Here is a 15,032-nt window from a genome sequence, read left to right on the forward strand (position 1 = left end):
AGAAAGAACCATATTTGTTCTTTCTGGGCGCGGCGGAACAGCGTTCAGCGATCCGCAATCGCCGCGACGAGCGCATGCCACAGCCACGGCGCGAAGCTGCGCCACACCTCGATGCGGAAGCGCGTCGTGTCCTCGCGCAGCAGGATGATCTCGACCGTCTCGAACAATGTGCGCGTCGCGCGCCCGACCGCGAAACGATCGAGATCGAGCGGGCAGCCGGTCGCGATCGCCGCCGCGGCCCCTGTCCCCTCGACAACGAAGCCGAGCGCCCGGTCCGACACGTCGACCACGCTTACCGGCAGCCCCGCGCCGTCGGGCACGCGCTCCCCGGCGGGCAGCAGCGCATAATATTCGTCGGGGCCGAGGCAGGCGATACCGCCCTGCATATCCCCGATCCGCGTGGGCAGCGCTCGCCCGATCACGCCGGCCAAGGTCGCGGGATCGCGCGCGCGGAGCGAATAGCGCGCGGCGGCCGGTGCGAGGCTCAACCGCACGTCATGCCCGGAGACCGGCGCGGTGCCGACCACAAGGTCCGCCGCCGAAACGGCAAGCGGCGTGATCTCAATCATTGAGCCGGCTCCCTTCGGCATCGTAAAAGACCGTCGGGCCCACCACCGCGCGGATCGTCTTCCCCGGCATCGGCACATGCAGCGTCTCACCGGTCCGCGCGCGTCCGTCGCGCACCAGCGCCAGCGCGATCGAGCGGCCGAGCGTCGCGCTCCAATAAGAAGAGGTGACGTGCCCGAGCATTGTCATCGGCACCGGCTGGTTGGGATCGGCAACGATCTGCGCGCCCTCCTCGAGCACCTCATCGGGGTCTTCGGTCAACAGCCCGACAAGCTGCTTTCGCCCGCTCGCCACGATATCCGGACGCATCATCGAGCGCTTGCCGACGAAATCGGGCTTCTTCTTGCCCACCGCCCAATCCATTCCGGCGTCCCCCGGCGTCACCGTCCCGTCGGTATCCTGCCCGACGATGATGAAGCCCTTTTCGGCACGCAGGACGTGCATCGTTTCGGTGCCATAGGGCGTGATGCCGAAACGCTGCCCGGCGGCGTGAACCGCCTGCCACACCATGCGAGCATCATCTGCCGGGACATTGATTTCAAAACCCAATTCGCCGGTGAAGCTCACCCGGAACAGCCGCGTCGGGGCGCCGCAGATACGCCCCTCGCGCACCGCCATATGCGGGAAGGCGTCGGGCGAAAGGTCGATCCCCTCGACCAGCGGCGCGATCACGTCGCGCGCGCGCGGGCCTTGTACCGCGATCACCCCCCAATGTTCGGTCGTGCTGGTCAGCCAGACGTCGAGGTCGCTCCATTCGGTCTGGAGATAATCCTCCATCATCGCCAGCACGCGCGCCGCGCCCCCGGTGGTGGTGGTGACGTGGAAACGATCCTCGGCCATCCGCCCCGCGACGCCGTCATCGGTGATGAACCCGTCCTCGCGCAGCAGCAGACCATAGCGGCAGCGGCCCGGCTGGAGCGATTTCCACGGGTTGGTGTACATGCGGTTGAGGAATTCGGCGGCATCGGGGCCGACCACCTCGATCTTGCCGAGGGTCGAGGCGTCGAACATCCCCACGCCATCGCGCACCGCGCGACATTCGCGCGCCACCGCGGCGTGCATATCCTCGCCGCCCTGCGGGAAGTAACGCGCGCGGCGCCATTGCGCGACATTCTCGAACACCGCGCCGTTCGTCGCCGCCCAATCGTCGATCGCGGTCTTGCGCAGCGGCTGGAACAAGGCGTCCTTGTGATGCCCGATCAGCGCGCCGAAGGTCTGCGGAGTATAGGGCGGGCGGAAGGTGGTAAGCCCGACCTCGGTCACCGGCCGCGCCAGCGCCTCGGAGGCGATGCGCAGGCCGTTGAGGTTCGAGGTCTTGCCCTGGTCGGTCGCCATACCGTTGGTGGTGTAGCGCTTGATATGCTCGATCGAACGATAGCCTTCGCGTACCGCGAGCTCGATATCGCGCGACTTCACGTCATTCTGGTAATCGACGAATGCCTTCTGCTGATGCGCCGGTTTGGCCGAGGGCAGCGCCGCGACCGCCACGCCGCCGCCGAAATCCCAATCGCCGCTGCACGCGCCGACGCAGCGTACCCGTTCGATTGATTTATCAGGAAGATAGGCGCCCCAGCTATCATCCCATCGCAGCGGACCGCGCGCCTGACTCCATAGATGGACGCTCGGCGTCCAGCCGCCGGCCATCAGCAAGGCGTCGCACGCGATGCGTTGCGCGGCACCGGTGCCGCCCGGCGCGATCGTCGCGCCGCTGACCGCCTTGCGCCCCGCCACCCCGGTCACCGCATGGCCGAGATGACAGGCGATCCCGGCCGCCTTGGCCGCAGCGAGCAATGCCGCATCGACCGTCTCGCGCAGATCGACGATCGCTGCGATCACCACCCCCGCTTCGGCCAGCGCCAGCGCGTCGCGCCAGCCGCTGTCGTGGACCGCCATTACCACCACGCGCCGCCCGACCGCGACGCCGTAGCGCAGCGCCAAGGTCCGCGCCGCCCCGGCGAGCATCACGCCGGGAATGTCGTTGCCGTCGAACACCAGCGGCCGCTCGATCGCGCCCTGCGCCAGCACGACCTCGCCCGCGCGAATCCGCCACAGCCGCTCGCGCGCGCCGTTGGCGTCGGTGGGCGCGAGATGATCGGTCAACCGCTCGACCGCGCCGATGAAATTCTGGTGATAGAAACCGAACGCCGTGGTGCGCGACAGGATGCGCACATTGGGCATCGCCGCGAGCCGCGCCAGCGCATCCGCCAGCCACGCCCATTGCCCCGGATCGGCGAGCGCGCCGCCACCGACTTCCTCGCCTTCGTCGATCAGGATCACCCGGCCGCCGGCCTCTGCCGCCGTCAACGCGGCGTCGATGCCGGCCGGGCCGCCACCGACCACCAGCGTCTCGCAATGCGCGTAAGTCGCGGCATAATGATCGGCGTCGCGCGTCGTGGGGCTTTCGCCGAGCCCCGCCATCCGCCGGATCGCCGGCTCGTACAATTTCTCCCACGCGGAGCGCGGCCACATGAAGGTCTTGTTGTAGAAACCGGCCGGGAAAAAGGCGCCGAGCCGGTCGTTGATCGCGCCGAGGTCGAAGCCGAGCGAGGGATAACGGTTCTGGCTTTCGGCGACGAGCCCGCCATGCAGCGGCACCGACGGCGCGCGCAGGTTCGGCGTCGTTCGCCCCGTCCCGCGCGTCACCGTGACGAGCGCATTGGGCTCCTCCACCCCCGCCGCGAGCAGCCCGCGCGGGCGGTGATATTTGAACGACCGCCCGAACAAAGTGACCCCGCTCGCCACCAGCGCCGAGGCGAGACTGTCTCCCTCAAACCCGCGATAGCCGCGCCGGTCGAAGGTGAAGGCGATCGCCCGGCTGCGATCGATCCGCCCTCCCGCGGGCAACCGATAGCCGCTCACCGCCGCGCCTCGCCGGCCTTGTAGGTCGTTTCGATCACGTCGCTCACCGTATCGCGCACCGCGTTGAAGAAGCGACCGCAGCCGTAGGTATGCCGCCAGCGCTCATGATGCCGGCCGCGCGGGTTGCGGCGCAGATAGAGATAGCTTTCCCATTGCGTGTCATCGAGCGCCGACGGATCGAGCGGGCGCGCGATATGCGCCTCGCCGCCATAGACGAATTCCACCTCGGCGCGGTCCTCGTCGCAATAAGGGCAATGGATCAGCAGCATCGTTGGTCCGTTTCGAGATATCGCGCGCGCGCCACAACCGCCCCGTCACCCCGGCCTTGAGCCGAGGTCCATCGGGAGGCAGGCGCAGGACAAGAGGCTCTGGCCGCAGCATTGCGAAGCACAACGGACCCCGGCAAAGCCTGCCCCGAGCGCCTGCCTTGCAGGCGGTCGAAGGGGCCGGGGCGACCAAGGGAGGAGACAGGCATCCCGCCGCTCAATGCGCGACCGCCGCGGCGGCGGCCTCGTCGATCAGCGCGCCGTTGCGGAAGCGATCGAGGTTGAACGGCGCGTTGATCGCGTGCGGCGCATCATGCGCGATCGTATAGGCGAGCAGATCCCCCGCCCCCGGGGTCGCCTTGAACCCGCCGGTGCCCCAGCCGCAATTGACGTACAGCCCCGGCACCGGGGTCTTGCCGAGGATCGGCGAGCGATCCGGCGTCACGTCGACGATCCCGCCCCAGTTCCTGAGCATCCGCATCCGCGTGAAGATCGGAAAGATCTCGCAGATCGCCGCCAGATTATGCTCGATGATGTGGAGCGCGCCGCGCTGCGAATAGCTGGTATATTGGTCGGTCCCCGCGCCGATCACCAATTCGCCCTTGTCGGACTGGCTGATATAGGCGTGGACGCTGTTCGACATCACGACGCAGGGGAAGATCGGCTTGACCGGCTCCGACACGAGCGCCTGCAGCGGATAGCTTTCGAGCGGGAATTCGAGCCCCGCCATCTTCATCACCAGCGAGCTGCTGCCCGCCGCCGAGACGCCGATCTTCTTTGCTGCGATAAAACCACGTTCGGTTTCAACGCCTTGTACCGCGCCGTCAACACCGCGTCTGATCCCGGTGACCGCGCAATTCTGGATGATATCGACCCCCAGGGCCGCGGCGGCGCGGGCATAGCCCCAGGCGACGCTGTCGTGCCGCGCGGTCCCGCCGCGCCGCTGCAGCGCGCCGCCGAGCACGGGGTGCCGCGCATTAGGCGAGATATCGAGCGGCGGGCAATATTCGCGGCATTCCTCCGCGCTCAGCCATTCATTGTCGACGCCGTTCAGCCGGTTGGCGTGGATATGGCGCTTGAAGCTCTGCACGTCATGCACGTTATGCGCGAGCATCAGCACCCCGCGCTTCGAATACATGACGTTGAAATTGAGCTCCTGGCTCAGCCCGTCCCACAATTTGACGGCGTGATCGTAGAGGTGCGCGCTTTCGTCGTAGAGATAGTTGGAGCGGATGATCGTGGTGTTGCGCCCGGTATTGCCGCCGCCAAGCCAGCCCTTTTCGATCACCGCGACATTGCGGATGCCGTAGCGGCTGGCGAGATAATAAGCCGCGCCGAGCCCGTGCCCGCCCGCGCCGACGATGATCGCGTCATAGCTCGATTTGGGCGGTTTGTCGGGCCAATGCTCGGGCCAGTCCTGATGCCCGCGCAGCGCCTCGGCGAACAGGCTGAAGGCTGAAAAGCGCCGCATCACGCCCCCTGCACCGCGAGCGCCGCGACGCCGCGCTCGACGTAGAATGTCTTGAACGCGTCGACCAGTTTCTCCTCGACCGAATACATCCCCTGGCGGTAGCCGTCGCCGCGGATTCCGGCGTGGTTGAGGCTGGCGAGCTTGCTGTCCTGCTTGTTGGTCGCGCGCCACACCGCGGCGAGATTGTCGGGATCGTAATCGACCCCTTCGACCGCATCCTCATGCACCAGCCAGCTCGTCCGCAGCAAAGTCTTGTCGGGTCCCAAGGGCACGAGCGAGAAGGTTACGACATGATCGCAGCAGAAATGGTGCCACGAATTGGGCTGGGTCCAGATCGACAGGCTGGTCGGCTCCTCGCCGTGCGGCCAGATCAATTTCTGCGAGGCGACCTTGCCGTCGAGCGTCTGCGACACCGCGCCATGCGCCAGCGGCAACCGCGCGACACGATGCCACCAGCCGTCAGGAAACTCCACCAAATCACGGTAAAAGCCTAGTTCTTCCCAACGCTGGCGCTGTTCCTCGAGCATTGCGTCGAACTTCGCGTCGTCGACCACATCGGCCTCGCCATCCTCCGGCAGGCCTTTGCCGAAGCCATAGGTGGAAAGCGATTTGAGCAATTCGGGATGGCTGACATCGCAGTGATAACACTCGCGATTATTCTCCATCACCAGTTTCCAATTGGCCGGCTCGATCAGATCGTCCTGCACCGCGACCTTGAGGCGGCTGAGGTCGTAGAGCGCGATCTGCTCGGCAATATCGGCCTTCGCCCGATCAATCGGCGGTGGATTTTCGGCGAAGCAGACGAAGATCAGCCCGCCGATATTCTCCAGCGCGAGCGGGCGCAGGCCATAGGCCGATTTCTCGAATTCGGGCGGCATGTTGCGCGCGGCGAGCAATTTTCCGTCGAGCCCGAAGGTCCACTGGTGATAGGGGCACATGATGCGCGGCACGTGCCCGGTCCGCGCGTCGCACAGTTTCGCGCCGCGATGCGTGCAGGTATTGTGGAACGCGCGCACCTCGCCGTCGCGCCCGCGCACGATGATCGCCGAGGTCTCGCCCAGCTCAAACAGATAGAAATCGCCCGGGTTCTTCACATGCGCGACGGTGCAGGCATAGAGCCACACCGATTTCAGCATCACCTCGGCATCGAAATGATAGGCTTCCTCGCCGACATAGAGCTGCTGCGGCAGCGAGAAGCCGGGGCGGTTCTGCTTCAGCAAATCGGCGATCGCGGCAAATCGGGTCATCGCGTCAGCTCCGCAACGCATTGTTCTCTGGATCGAAGGGCGAATCCGCGATCACCACCGCGCGATGCGGCTGGCCGAGAATGACGATCTCCATCTCGGTCCCCGGCGCAGCATGTTGCGGCGCGACCATCGCCAGCGCGAGCGACTTGCCCGTCCGCCAGCCATAACCGCCCGAGGTGGCGCGACCGATCAGTTCGCCGTCGCGCTGGATCGGCTCCGACCCGCGCGCATCGGCGTCGGTCACGCCATCCACCTCCAGCGTCACGAATTGCCACTTCAGCCCCGCCTCCTTGCGCGCGAGCAGCCCCGCGCGGCCGATAAAGTCGGGCTTCTTGAAGCTGACGAACCGCTCCAGCCCGCTTTCTAGCGCAGCATATTCGATCGAAAGCTCGCGCGGGATCAGTTTATAGCCCTTTTCGAGCCGCAGACTGTCCATCGCGCGGATCCCGAACGGGCGGATATCATGCGCCGCGCCCGCCGCCATCAATTTGTCGAAGATGTAATTCTGCATCTCGATCGGGTGGTGGATCTCCCAGCCCAGTTCGCCGATGAAATTGACCCGCAGGGCATCGACCGGCGCCGCGCCGATCGAGATGCGCTGACCCGTCAGCCACGGGAACGCCTCGTTCGACAGATCGGCGCGGGTCACCGCCTTGAGCACGTCGCGCGCCTTCGGCCCGGCGAGCACCAGCACCCCCATCTGCGTCGTCAGCCGCTCGAAGCGCACCGAGCCGTCGGTCGGCAGCGCCTTTTGCAGATAATCGTGATCGTGCCGCTCGAGCGCGCCGGCCGAGACCAGATAATAAGTCTGCGGCGCCTTTTTATAGACGGTGAACTCCGCGCGTACCCCGCCCTCCTGCGTGAGCAGATAGGAGAGCGAGAGCTTGCCGACCTTCTTCGGCACGACATTGCTGAGCAGCCCGTTGAGCCAGTCTTCCGCACCGGGGCCGGAAATCAGGCATTTGGCGAAGGCGCTCATGTCCTGGATGCCGACATGCTCGTGGACGTGGCGGCATTCGCGCCCGACATGCTCGAAATAGTTGGAGCGGCGGAACGACCATTTCTCGCGGATCGGCTCGCCCGCCACGTCGGGGTGATTGTGGTTGAGGATCACATCCGCCCGATCGAGATCGGCGTCGCTCAGCTCATACCCCTCGGGCGCGAACCAATTGGGGCGCTCCCAGCCGAACACGCTGCCGAAGACCGCGCCGAGTGCCTTCATCCGGTCATAGCAGGGCGTGCGGCGCAGCGGGCGCGCCGCCTCACGCTCCTCGTCGGGATAGTGGACGGTGAAGACCTTGGCATAGGCCTCCTCGTTCTTCTCGATCAGATAGCCTTCGCCGGCATAATCGCCGAAGCGGCGCGGATCGACGCCCATCATGTCGATGCTCGGTTCGCCCTCGACGATCCATTGCGCGAGTTGCCACCCCGCCCCGCCCGCGGCGGTGATGCCGAAGCTATGCCCTTCGTTGAGCCAGAAATTGCGCCGGCTCCACGCCGGGCCGACGATCGGTGAACCATCGGGGGTATAGGCAATCGCGCCGTTATAAACCTTCTTCACCCCGACCTCGCCGAACGCAGGCACGCGCGCGATCGCCGAGAGGATATAGGGCTCGAGCCGCTCGAGCGCGTCGGGGAACAACTCATACTCGCTGTTCGCCGCCGGGCCGTTCACGTAGCAGGCTGGTGCGCCCACCTCATACGGCCCGAGCAGCAGCCCGCCGGCTTCCTCGCGCATATACCAGCTCGCGTCGGATTCGCGCAGCACGCCCATTTCGGGCAGCCCCTTGGCGCGGCGCTCCATCAGCAGCGGATGCTGTTCGGTGACGATATATTGATGCTCGACCGGCACCACCGGGATATCGAGCCCGACCATCGCCCCCGTCCCCCGCGCGAAGCTGCCGGTGGCGGATACGACATGCTCGCAGGTGACATCGCCCTTGTCTGTCGACACCACCCATTCGCCGTTCGTCTTCTGCGTGATCCCGGTGACGGTGGTCTCGCGATAGATCGTCGCCCCACGGCGGCGCGCACCGAACGCCAGCGCCTGGGTGAGATCGGCGGGCTGGATATAGCCGTCGGCGGGATGCTGGATCGCCCCGAGCAGGCCGTCGGTCTCGGCGAGCGGCCACGCCGCCTTCACCTCGTCGGGGGTAAGGAAATCGACGTCGACCCCGATCGTCCGCGCGACGCCGGCATAATAACGATATTCGTCCAGCCGATCGCGGCTGGTGGCGAGGCGGATATTAGAAACCCTGGAAAAACCGACATTTAGGCCGGTTTCCTCTTCCAGCGTGGGATAGAAGTCGACCGAATATTGGTGGAGCTTGCCGACCGAATAACTGAGGTTGAACAGCGGCAGCAGCCCCGCCGCATGCCAGGTCGACCCGGAGGTCAGCTCCTTGCGCTCGACCAGCACCACATCGGACCAGCCCAGCTTGGCGAGATGGTAGAGCGTACTCACCCCCACCACGCCGCCGCCGATCACCACCACTCGCGCCGTCGTTTTCATATCGTTCCTCAGCCGGGGCCTTCGGCATCGATATGCCAAGCACCGAACCTAGGAGGAAATGGAGAGTGGCTACATCGGAATGACTTATGAGCGCTATAAGCTGAAATGCTGTCTAGCATTGCGTCATCAAGGCTCAAGGCCGTGGCGGCTGTGGGATGTTTCTCACGGCGCCGGCTCGATCTTCGGCATCGGATAGCTGCCGTCGACCAGCGGCGCCATCGGCCCGTAGAAGCGCGCTGCGAGCTGGAAGGTATCGCCGCGCGCGGTCGGCAGCCAGTTGCGCGCTTGATTGGGATCGGTCGGCCGATCGGGCTGGAGGTAGAAAGTGACGCGATTGTCGCGCACCGCATAGGCGCCGCTGGCGAGCAGATAGCTCGTCGCGCTGTAGCGGTTGAGCGCATTGGGAATGAAATAGCCCGCCGAATCGTACACCGGCAGCTCCCAGAATTCGGTCACCGGGGGAAGGTTCGCGAGATCGAGCGTCAGGGTGTAACGTTTGGCACCATCAAGCGGCGCGCCGTGGCTGTCGCGAAAGACATAAGCGATGCTGTGCGACTGATAGGGCACCGGGGTGCCCCAGGCGACATCGTCGGCGCCCGCTTTGGCGACATAGTCGAGATCGTCGTAGAACAGGCTCGACTGCAGCCGCCAGCCGTTCATGTCGATCAACGACGCGTCGAGCGCCGCCTTGGCCTTCTTGCGCGCGAGATCGAACCCGGCCTGCGCCGCGGCGACCTGCGCCGGGGAAAGCTTCGCCGGATCGAGCAACGCCCCCTCGCGCAGCCCGAGCTTCGCCAGCCGCGCCAGCGTCGCCGTCTCCTTGACCGAGTCGGTGCGGCGGGTGAGCGACGGGTCGTTGATCGAGAGGCTCAGCAACTGGAGGAAATCGACCGCGGTCATCGTCCGCCCGTAATCGATGATCTGCCGCATCCGCGGGAAGGTTCGGTAATTTGCCCTCACCGTCGGCTGCTGCGCGAGCGGGGGCACCTTCCCGCCATTGGCCTGCCATAGCGACAGCGGCGCTGCGGCGACGCCGTGGGTCACCTTGCGCGCGCCCGCCATATCGGCGGCATCGCGCGTCGTCACCGCGACCCGCGTCGTCAGCGAGAAGCTGTTCGAGGTCGCGCGGATGATTTCGGTCGAGCGGAAACCTGCCGGCAGCTTGCCGCGCCACTGCGGCCCGACGACCAGATAGCGTTGCGCGCCGTTGCCGGTGAATTGCGATCCGACCATCAGGAACCAATTGGCGTTCTGGTCGAGCGCCTGGATGCTCCAATAGCGTTGGTCGGTCACCGCGGGCGCCTCGATCACCAGGGGATCGCGCGATACGTCGAACATCCCGCCGGCATAGAGCGTCGAGGCGTTGATCGTCGTCGCATAGCGCGCCGATGCGTCCATCAGATTGTCGTTGGCCTGCACCCGGTTGAGCCCGCGAAACGTCGGCGTTCCCTCGAGCTGGGTGAAGACGTAACGCAGCTCGTAGAAGCCCGCGATGTTGAGCCCCCAGTAGAAGGCCTCGGCGCTCAGCGCCTCGATGTCGGCATTCGACAAGCCCGCGGCAAACCCCGTCGCGGGCAAGGCCGCGCTGGCCGCGGGCGCCTCCTCGGTTGCCGACACAGGCGCGGCGGCGATCGTTGCGAAGAACACCGCGGCAGCGGCAAGCAGAGAATGGCGCATCATCGACCCCGACTGGAGACACATCACGGGTCGATACTGCACAAATGAACAGCCCGTTTTACCTTAAAAACGGTACAGGGAGGCCCTGCAATCGACCCGAACTAAGCATATGTCCGGCGTCGACAGGCGGTCAAGCCATATGGTGTGCAAATGTACAGCGGCGCTCAGCCGAACAGCCGGCGGAGCCAAACATCTGAAAAATCATCGAGAAATGCGACACGCTCGGCAGCCGGCAGCAATAATGCATGCTGCGCGAGGAACGAAGTGACCGCCGCCCAGACGATTCCGTCCAGTCGATCGGTGGCGTGATAGCCGCGCGCCGCCAGCCAGCGCGCGCCGTCGATGCCGCGGGTCCGTCGCAACACCTCGGCCAGCGGCAGCAGCTCGGGGTTGCGCACCGCGGCGGCCATGAAGGCGCTCAGCGTCGCCATTTCGGCACGCTCCTCCTGCCGATCGTCGAGCGTGATACGCGACATGAAGCTCGGTGGAGCAACGCTTTGATTTATAACCGCATTCATCGCACGCGCCTGGACGTCATAAGCGGCGTCGACGATGATATCCTCCTTGGTCGGATAGAAATAGGTCGTCGATGCGACCGACAGCCCGGCGGCGGCGGCGATCTTGCGGTGAGTGAGCGCCTCGATCCCGCCCTCCCCGCTCAGCCGGATCGTCGCGTCGACGATCTGCTGCTTGCCGGCCGGGCGCACCAATGCCGCGAGCGGCTGAGGGGCGTCGCTCGCCGGCAGCACCACGACCTCGCGCGCCGCAAGACGGTCCGCCAGCCGCGCGGTGAGCCGGATGACGCGCGCGTTGCGTGCCACCGCACTGCGATCGAGCATCGCGAGTGCGAGCACCCCTTGCCCAAACGCCGCCCAGATCTCGCGCGCTTGCGCGTCTTCCTGCGCGAGCAACGGCAACGCCTGCCAGAAATGCGCGGCGCGCTGGTTCGCGGCCGCCATCGCCGCCTGTACCGGCCGGTCCATATCGGTGCCGCGCAACAGCCGGGCGATCTCGGAGACGGTGATGCTGGCGAGCCCCTGTTCGTCGACCATGCGGCACAGGATCGCCGCCACCCCCGCCGCCGGGCCGGCGATCGCGCGCTGTTCGTCGTCGAAGGCACCGGCCAGCCGGTCGCGGCCGGCGGCGATCGATTCGGCGAGATATTCGAGGATCGCGACGAGCAGCCCCTCGCGCGTCTGGAAATGATAGACGATCGCCGATGACGACACCCCGGCGGCGGACGCCACGGCGCGCATCGTCAGCGCCCCCAGCCCGTGATCGAGCGCGAGGCGCGCCGCCGTCGACAGGATATGTTCTGCCTGATTGCTCGCCATGGTCGCCGGGGATGGCGATTAAATCCCCGACGGGCAACCCCGCGTAAGATGACTTTACAACAATATCAGACCGATACGCTCAATTCCGCTTCCATGATCCGGCGCATTTCGAATTTCTGCGCCTTACCGGTGACGGTCATCGCAAAGCTTTCGACGATGCGGATATAACGCGGCACCTTGTAATGCGCGATGCGGCCCTTGCAGTGATCGCGCACCTCATCCGGCGTCAGCGCCGCGCCGGGGCGCGGGATGATCCAGGCGCAGACTTCCTCGCCGAATTTCTCGTCCGCCACCCCGAACACCTGCGCATCGGCGATCGCCTCATGCCCGAGCAGGAATTCCTCGATCTCGCGCGGATAGATATTCTCGCCGCCGCGGATGATCATGTCCTTGATCCGTCCGGTGATGCGGACATAGCCACGCGCATCCATCGTCGCGAGGTCGCCCGAATGCATCCAGCCGTCGGCGTCGATCGCCTCGGCGGTCTTTTCGGGCTCGTCCCAATAGCCGAGCATCACCGCATAGCCGCGCGAGCAATATTCGCCCTGCTCGCCATAGGGGAGCGTCTCGCCGTTTGGGCCGACGATCTTGGCCTGCGCGTGCGGATGCACCCGTCCGACCGAGCCGACGCGCTCCTCGATCGGATCGTCGGTCGCGGTCTGGGTGGTGAGCGGGCTGGTTTCGGTCATCCCGTAACCGATCGTCACCTCGCGCATGTTGAGCCGGTCGATCACCTCGCGCATCGTCGCCAGCGGGCACGGCGAGCCGGCGAGAATGCCGGTGCGCAGCGACGAGGTGTCGGTCGCCGCGAGCGCGGGGTGGTTGAGGATCGTGATGAACATCGTCGGCACGCCGTAGAGCGCGGTGCAGCGCTCGGCCGCGACCGCCTCAAGCACGCGTTCCGGGTCGAAGCTCTCCGCCGGATAGATCAGCCCCGCCCCGCTCGTCACCGCCGCGAGATTGGCCAGCACCATCCCGAAGCAATGATAGAGCGGCACCGGCACACAGATCCGGTCGTCCGGCCCCAGATGCAGCGTCCGCGCAGTGAAATAGCCGTTGTTGAGGATGTTGCGGTGGGTGAGCGTCGCGCCCTTGGGCAGCCCGGTGGTGCCGCTGGTGAACTGAATGTTGATCGCGTCGTCGGGGTGCAGCGCCGCCTCGGCCGCCGCCAGTGCCGCTTCGTCGGGGGTTGCGCGGAGCTCATCCCACGGCAGGAAGCCGTCATGCGCCTCCGCACCGAGCGAGACCGCCAGCCTGAGCCCGGGAACGTTCGCCGGCCAGATCGCGCGCAGCATCGCGAGATAGTCGCTCGACTTGAACCGCGCCGCGGTGACCAGCACCGAGCAGCCGACCTTGTTCAACGCATATTCGACCTCGCTGACGCGATAGGCCGGGTTGATATTGACGAGGATCGCGCCGATCCGCGCGGTGGCGAACTGGATCACCGCCCACTCGGCGCAATTGGGCGCCCAGATCCCGACGCGATCGCCTTTCTTCACCCCGCGCACGATAAGCCCGGTCGCGACGCGATCGACTTCTGCGTCGAATTCGCGCCACGTCCAGCGGATCGCCTGATGCCGCGAAACCAGCGCCAGATCGTCGGCCCAGCGCGCCGCCGCTTCGCGCAGCGCGACGCCGATCGTCGTGTCGAGCAGCGGGGTGTCGGTCGGGCCGCGGGCAATCGAAAGTCCGGTCATCGTTTGATGTTCACCACCTGAAGCTGGGTATATTCCGCCAGCCCCTCCACCGATTGCTCGGCGCCGAGGCCGGATTGCTTGAAACCGGCCATCGGGATGTGCGGGCCGATCGCGATATGCTGGTTGACCCATACCTGCCCGGCGGCGATCCGCCCGGCAATCCCCGCGGCGCGATCCACGTCGCGGCTCCATACCGAGCCGCCGAGCCCGTAATCGGAGGCATTGGCGCGCGCGATGACATCCTCGACATCCTCGAAGCGGATCACCGGCAGGATCGGGCCGAATTGTTCCTCGTCGACGATTCTGGCGCCGTCGGTCACGTCGCGCACGATCGTCGGCTCGATGAAATAGCCGGCGCGCTCAATCGCCTTGCCGCCCGCCGCGATCGTCCCCTCGGCGCGCGCCGCTTCGAGAAAGCCCTTCACCTTCTCGAATTGCATGCGGTTCTGGATCGGGCCGATCCGCGCGCCCTGCTCGAGCCCGTCGCCGACCACCGCCTCGCTCGCCAGCCGTGCCAGTTCGGCGCACATCGCGTCATAGATATCGGCGTGGACATAAGCGCGCTTCACCGCGAGGCACACCTGCCCGCAATTGAGGAAGGCGCTGTCGAAGATCGCCTGCGCCGTCTCGCGTACGTCGACATCCTCGAGCACGATCGCCGCGTCATTGCCGCCAAGTTCGAGCGTGACGCGCTTCAGCGTATCCGCACCATTGGCGGCGATGCGCTTGCCGGTCGCGGTCGAGCCGGTGAAGCCGATCTTGGCGACGTGGGGATGCGCCGTCAGATGCGGTCCGAGATCATTGGCATCGGTGATGATATTGACCACGCCGGCCGGAAAGATCTCGCGCGCGATCTCGCCGAGCCGGAGCGCGGTGACCGGGGTGGTCGGCGCCGGCTTGAGCACGATCGCATTCCCCGCGAGCACCGCCGGGCCGATCTTCCAGCAGGCGACGAGCAGCGGGAAGTTCCACGCGATGATCCCCACCACTACGCCAAGCGGCTGGTGGCGCACCGCGATATAGCCGGTCGCATCGTCCTGGATAATGCGATCGGGCAGCTCGAGCGTGGCATAATGCCGCAGATAGCCCTCGGTCCACGCCAGCTCGCCCTGCGCCTCGGCGAGCGGCTTGCCCTGTTCCATCGTCAGCAGCCGCGCGAGCTCATCGCCGTTCGCCGCGATCGCATCGGCGAGCGCGACCAGCGCCGCCCGCCGCTCCGCGATCGGCCGCGCACCCCAGGCCGGCTGCGCGGCGCGGGCGGCGGCGATCGCCGCATCGGCATCGGCGGTCGAGGCATGCGGGACGGTGGCGAAGGGCTCGCCCGTCGCCGGGTTGATCACCTCGATCCGCTTGTCCGCATCGACCAGCGCGCCCCCGATCAGCATCCGATAATCAGTCATCG

General features: G+C 66.3%; 10 protein-coding genes. All 10 read right to left on the minus strand.

All coding sequences use genetic code 11. The annotated features are described in order from the left end of the window. Positions 1-44 precede the first annotated feature (44 nt). The 10 genes from NED98_RS07265 to NED98_RS07310 all read right to left on the minus strand — a co-directional run bounded on the left by NED98_RS07265 (position 45) and on the right by NED98_RS07310 (position 15,030). Positions 45-569, minus strand: coding sequence for a sarcosine oxidase subunit gamma (locus tag NED98_RS07265; protein WP_265312400.1), 525 nt, complete (start codon positions 567-569; stop codon positions 45-47). Then, positions 562-3,426 carry a glycine cleavage T C-terminal barrel domain-containing protein gene (locus tag NED98_RS07270; RefSeq protein WP_265312401.1) on the minus strand — a complete coding sequence of 955 codons (2,865 nt, stop codon included), beginning with the start codon at positions 3,424-3,426 and terminating at the stop codon, positions 562-564. The genes NED98_RS07265 and NED98_RS07270 overlap by 8 nt, the downstream gene beginning before the upstream one ends. Next, the gene (locus NED98_RS07275; RefSeq protein ID WP_265312402.1) at positions 3,423-3,695 is read right to left on the minus strand and encodes a sarcosine oxidase subunit delta; all 273 of its coding nucleotides are present in this window, start codon (positions 3,693-3,695) and stop codon (positions 3,423-3,425) included. The genes NED98_RS07270 and NED98_RS07275 overlap by 4 nt, the downstream gene beginning before the upstream one ends. Positions 3,696-3,909: 214 nt before the next feature. Beyond that, entirely contained in the window at positions 3,910-5,163 is a 1,254-nt protein-coding gene (locus NED98_RS07280; RefSeq protein ID WP_265312403.1) for a sarcosine oxidase subunit beta family protein, read from the minus strand. Continuing rightward, entirely contained in the window at positions 5,163-6,410 is a 1,248-nt protein-coding gene (locus tag NED98_RS07285) for an aromatic ring-hydroxylating oxygenase subunit alpha (protein WP_265312404.1), read from the minus strand. Before NED98_RS07285 ends, NED98_RS07280 begins: the two co-directional genes overlap by 1 nt. Before the next feature lie 4 nt (positions 6,411-6,414). Beyond that, entirely contained in the window at positions 6,415-8,922 is a 2,508-nt protein-coding gene (locus NED98_RS07290) for a GcvT family protein (protein WP_265312405.1), read from the minus strand. Between the two features lie 162 nt (positions 8,923-9,084). Continuing rightward, complete coding sequence (locus NED98_RS07295) at positions 9,085-10,599, minus strand: DUF1254 domain-containing protein (RefSeq protein WP_265312406.1); 1,515 nt, start codon at positions 10,597-10,599, stop codon at positions 9,085-9,087. 164 nt (positions 10,600-10,763) lie between these two features. Continuing rightward, positions 10,764-11,933, minus strand: a complete 1,170-nt coding sequence (locus NED98_RS07300) for a TetR/AcrR family transcriptional regulator (RefSeq protein ID WP_265312407.1) — start codon at positions 11,931-11,933, stop codon at positions 10,764-10,766. 65 nt (positions 11,934-11,998) lie between these two features. Next, positions 11,999-13,630, minus strand: coding sequence for an AMP-binding protein (locus NED98_RS07305; RefSeq protein ID WP_265312408.1), 1,632 nt, complete (start codon positions 13,628-13,630; stop codon positions 11,999-12,001). Beyond that, positions 13,627-15,030 (minus strand): aldehyde dehydrogenase family protein, encoded by a 1,404-nt coding sequence (locus NED98_RS07310; RefSeq protein WP_265312409.1) that lies wholly within the window; start codon positions 15,028-15,030, stop codon positions 13,627-13,629. Before NED98_RS07310 ends, NED98_RS07305 begins: the two co-directional genes overlap by 4 nt. Positions 15,031-15,032: the final 2 nt, after the last annotated feature.

The sequence above is a fragment of the Sphingomonas lycopersici genome (assembly GCF_026130605.1).
Taxonomy (GTDB): Bacteria; Pseudomonadota; Alphaproteobacteria; order Sphingomonadales; family Sphingomonadaceae; genus Sphingomonas; species Sphingomonas lycopersici.

Bases quoted from the DNA above. Each gene is read 5' to 3' on its own strand.
- NED98_RS07265 (WP_265312400.1), bottom strand. From the start codon at position 569: ATGATTGAGATCACGCCGCTTGCCGTTTCGGCGGCGGACCTTGTGGTC.
- NED98_RS07275 (WP_265312402.1), bottom strand. From the start codon at position 3,695: ATGCTGCTGATCCATTGCCCTTATTGCGACGAGGACCGCGCCGAGGTG.
- NED98_RS07280 (WP_265312403.1), bottom strand. From the start codon at position 5,163: ATGCGGCGCTTTTCAGCCTTCAGCCTGTTCGCCGAGGCGCTGCGCGGG.
- NED98_RS07285 (WP_265312404.1), bottom strand. From the start codon at position 6,410: ATGACCCGATTTGCCGCGATCGCCGATTTGCTGAAGCAGAACCGCCCC.
- NED98_RS07290 (WP_265312405.1), bottom strand. From the start codon at position 8,922: ATGAAAACGACGGCGCGAGTGGTGGTGATCGGCGGCGGCGTGGTGGGG.
- NED98_RS07295 (WP_265312406.1), bottom strand. From the start codon at position 10,599: ATGCGCCATTCTCTGCTTGCCGCTGCCGCGGTGTTCTTCGCAACGATC.
- NED98_RS07300 (WP_265312407.1), bottom strand. From the start codon at position 11,933: ATGGCGAGCAATCAGGCAGAACATATCCTGTCGACGGCGGCGCGCCTC.
- NED98_RS07305 (WP_265312408.1), bottom strand. From the start codon at position 13,630: ATGACCGGACTTTCGATTGCCCGCGGCCCGACCGACACCCCGCTGCTC.
- NED98_RS07310 (WP_265312409.1), bottom strand. From the start codon at position 15,030: ATGACTGATTATCGGATGCTGATCGGGGGCGCGCTGGTCGATGCGGAC.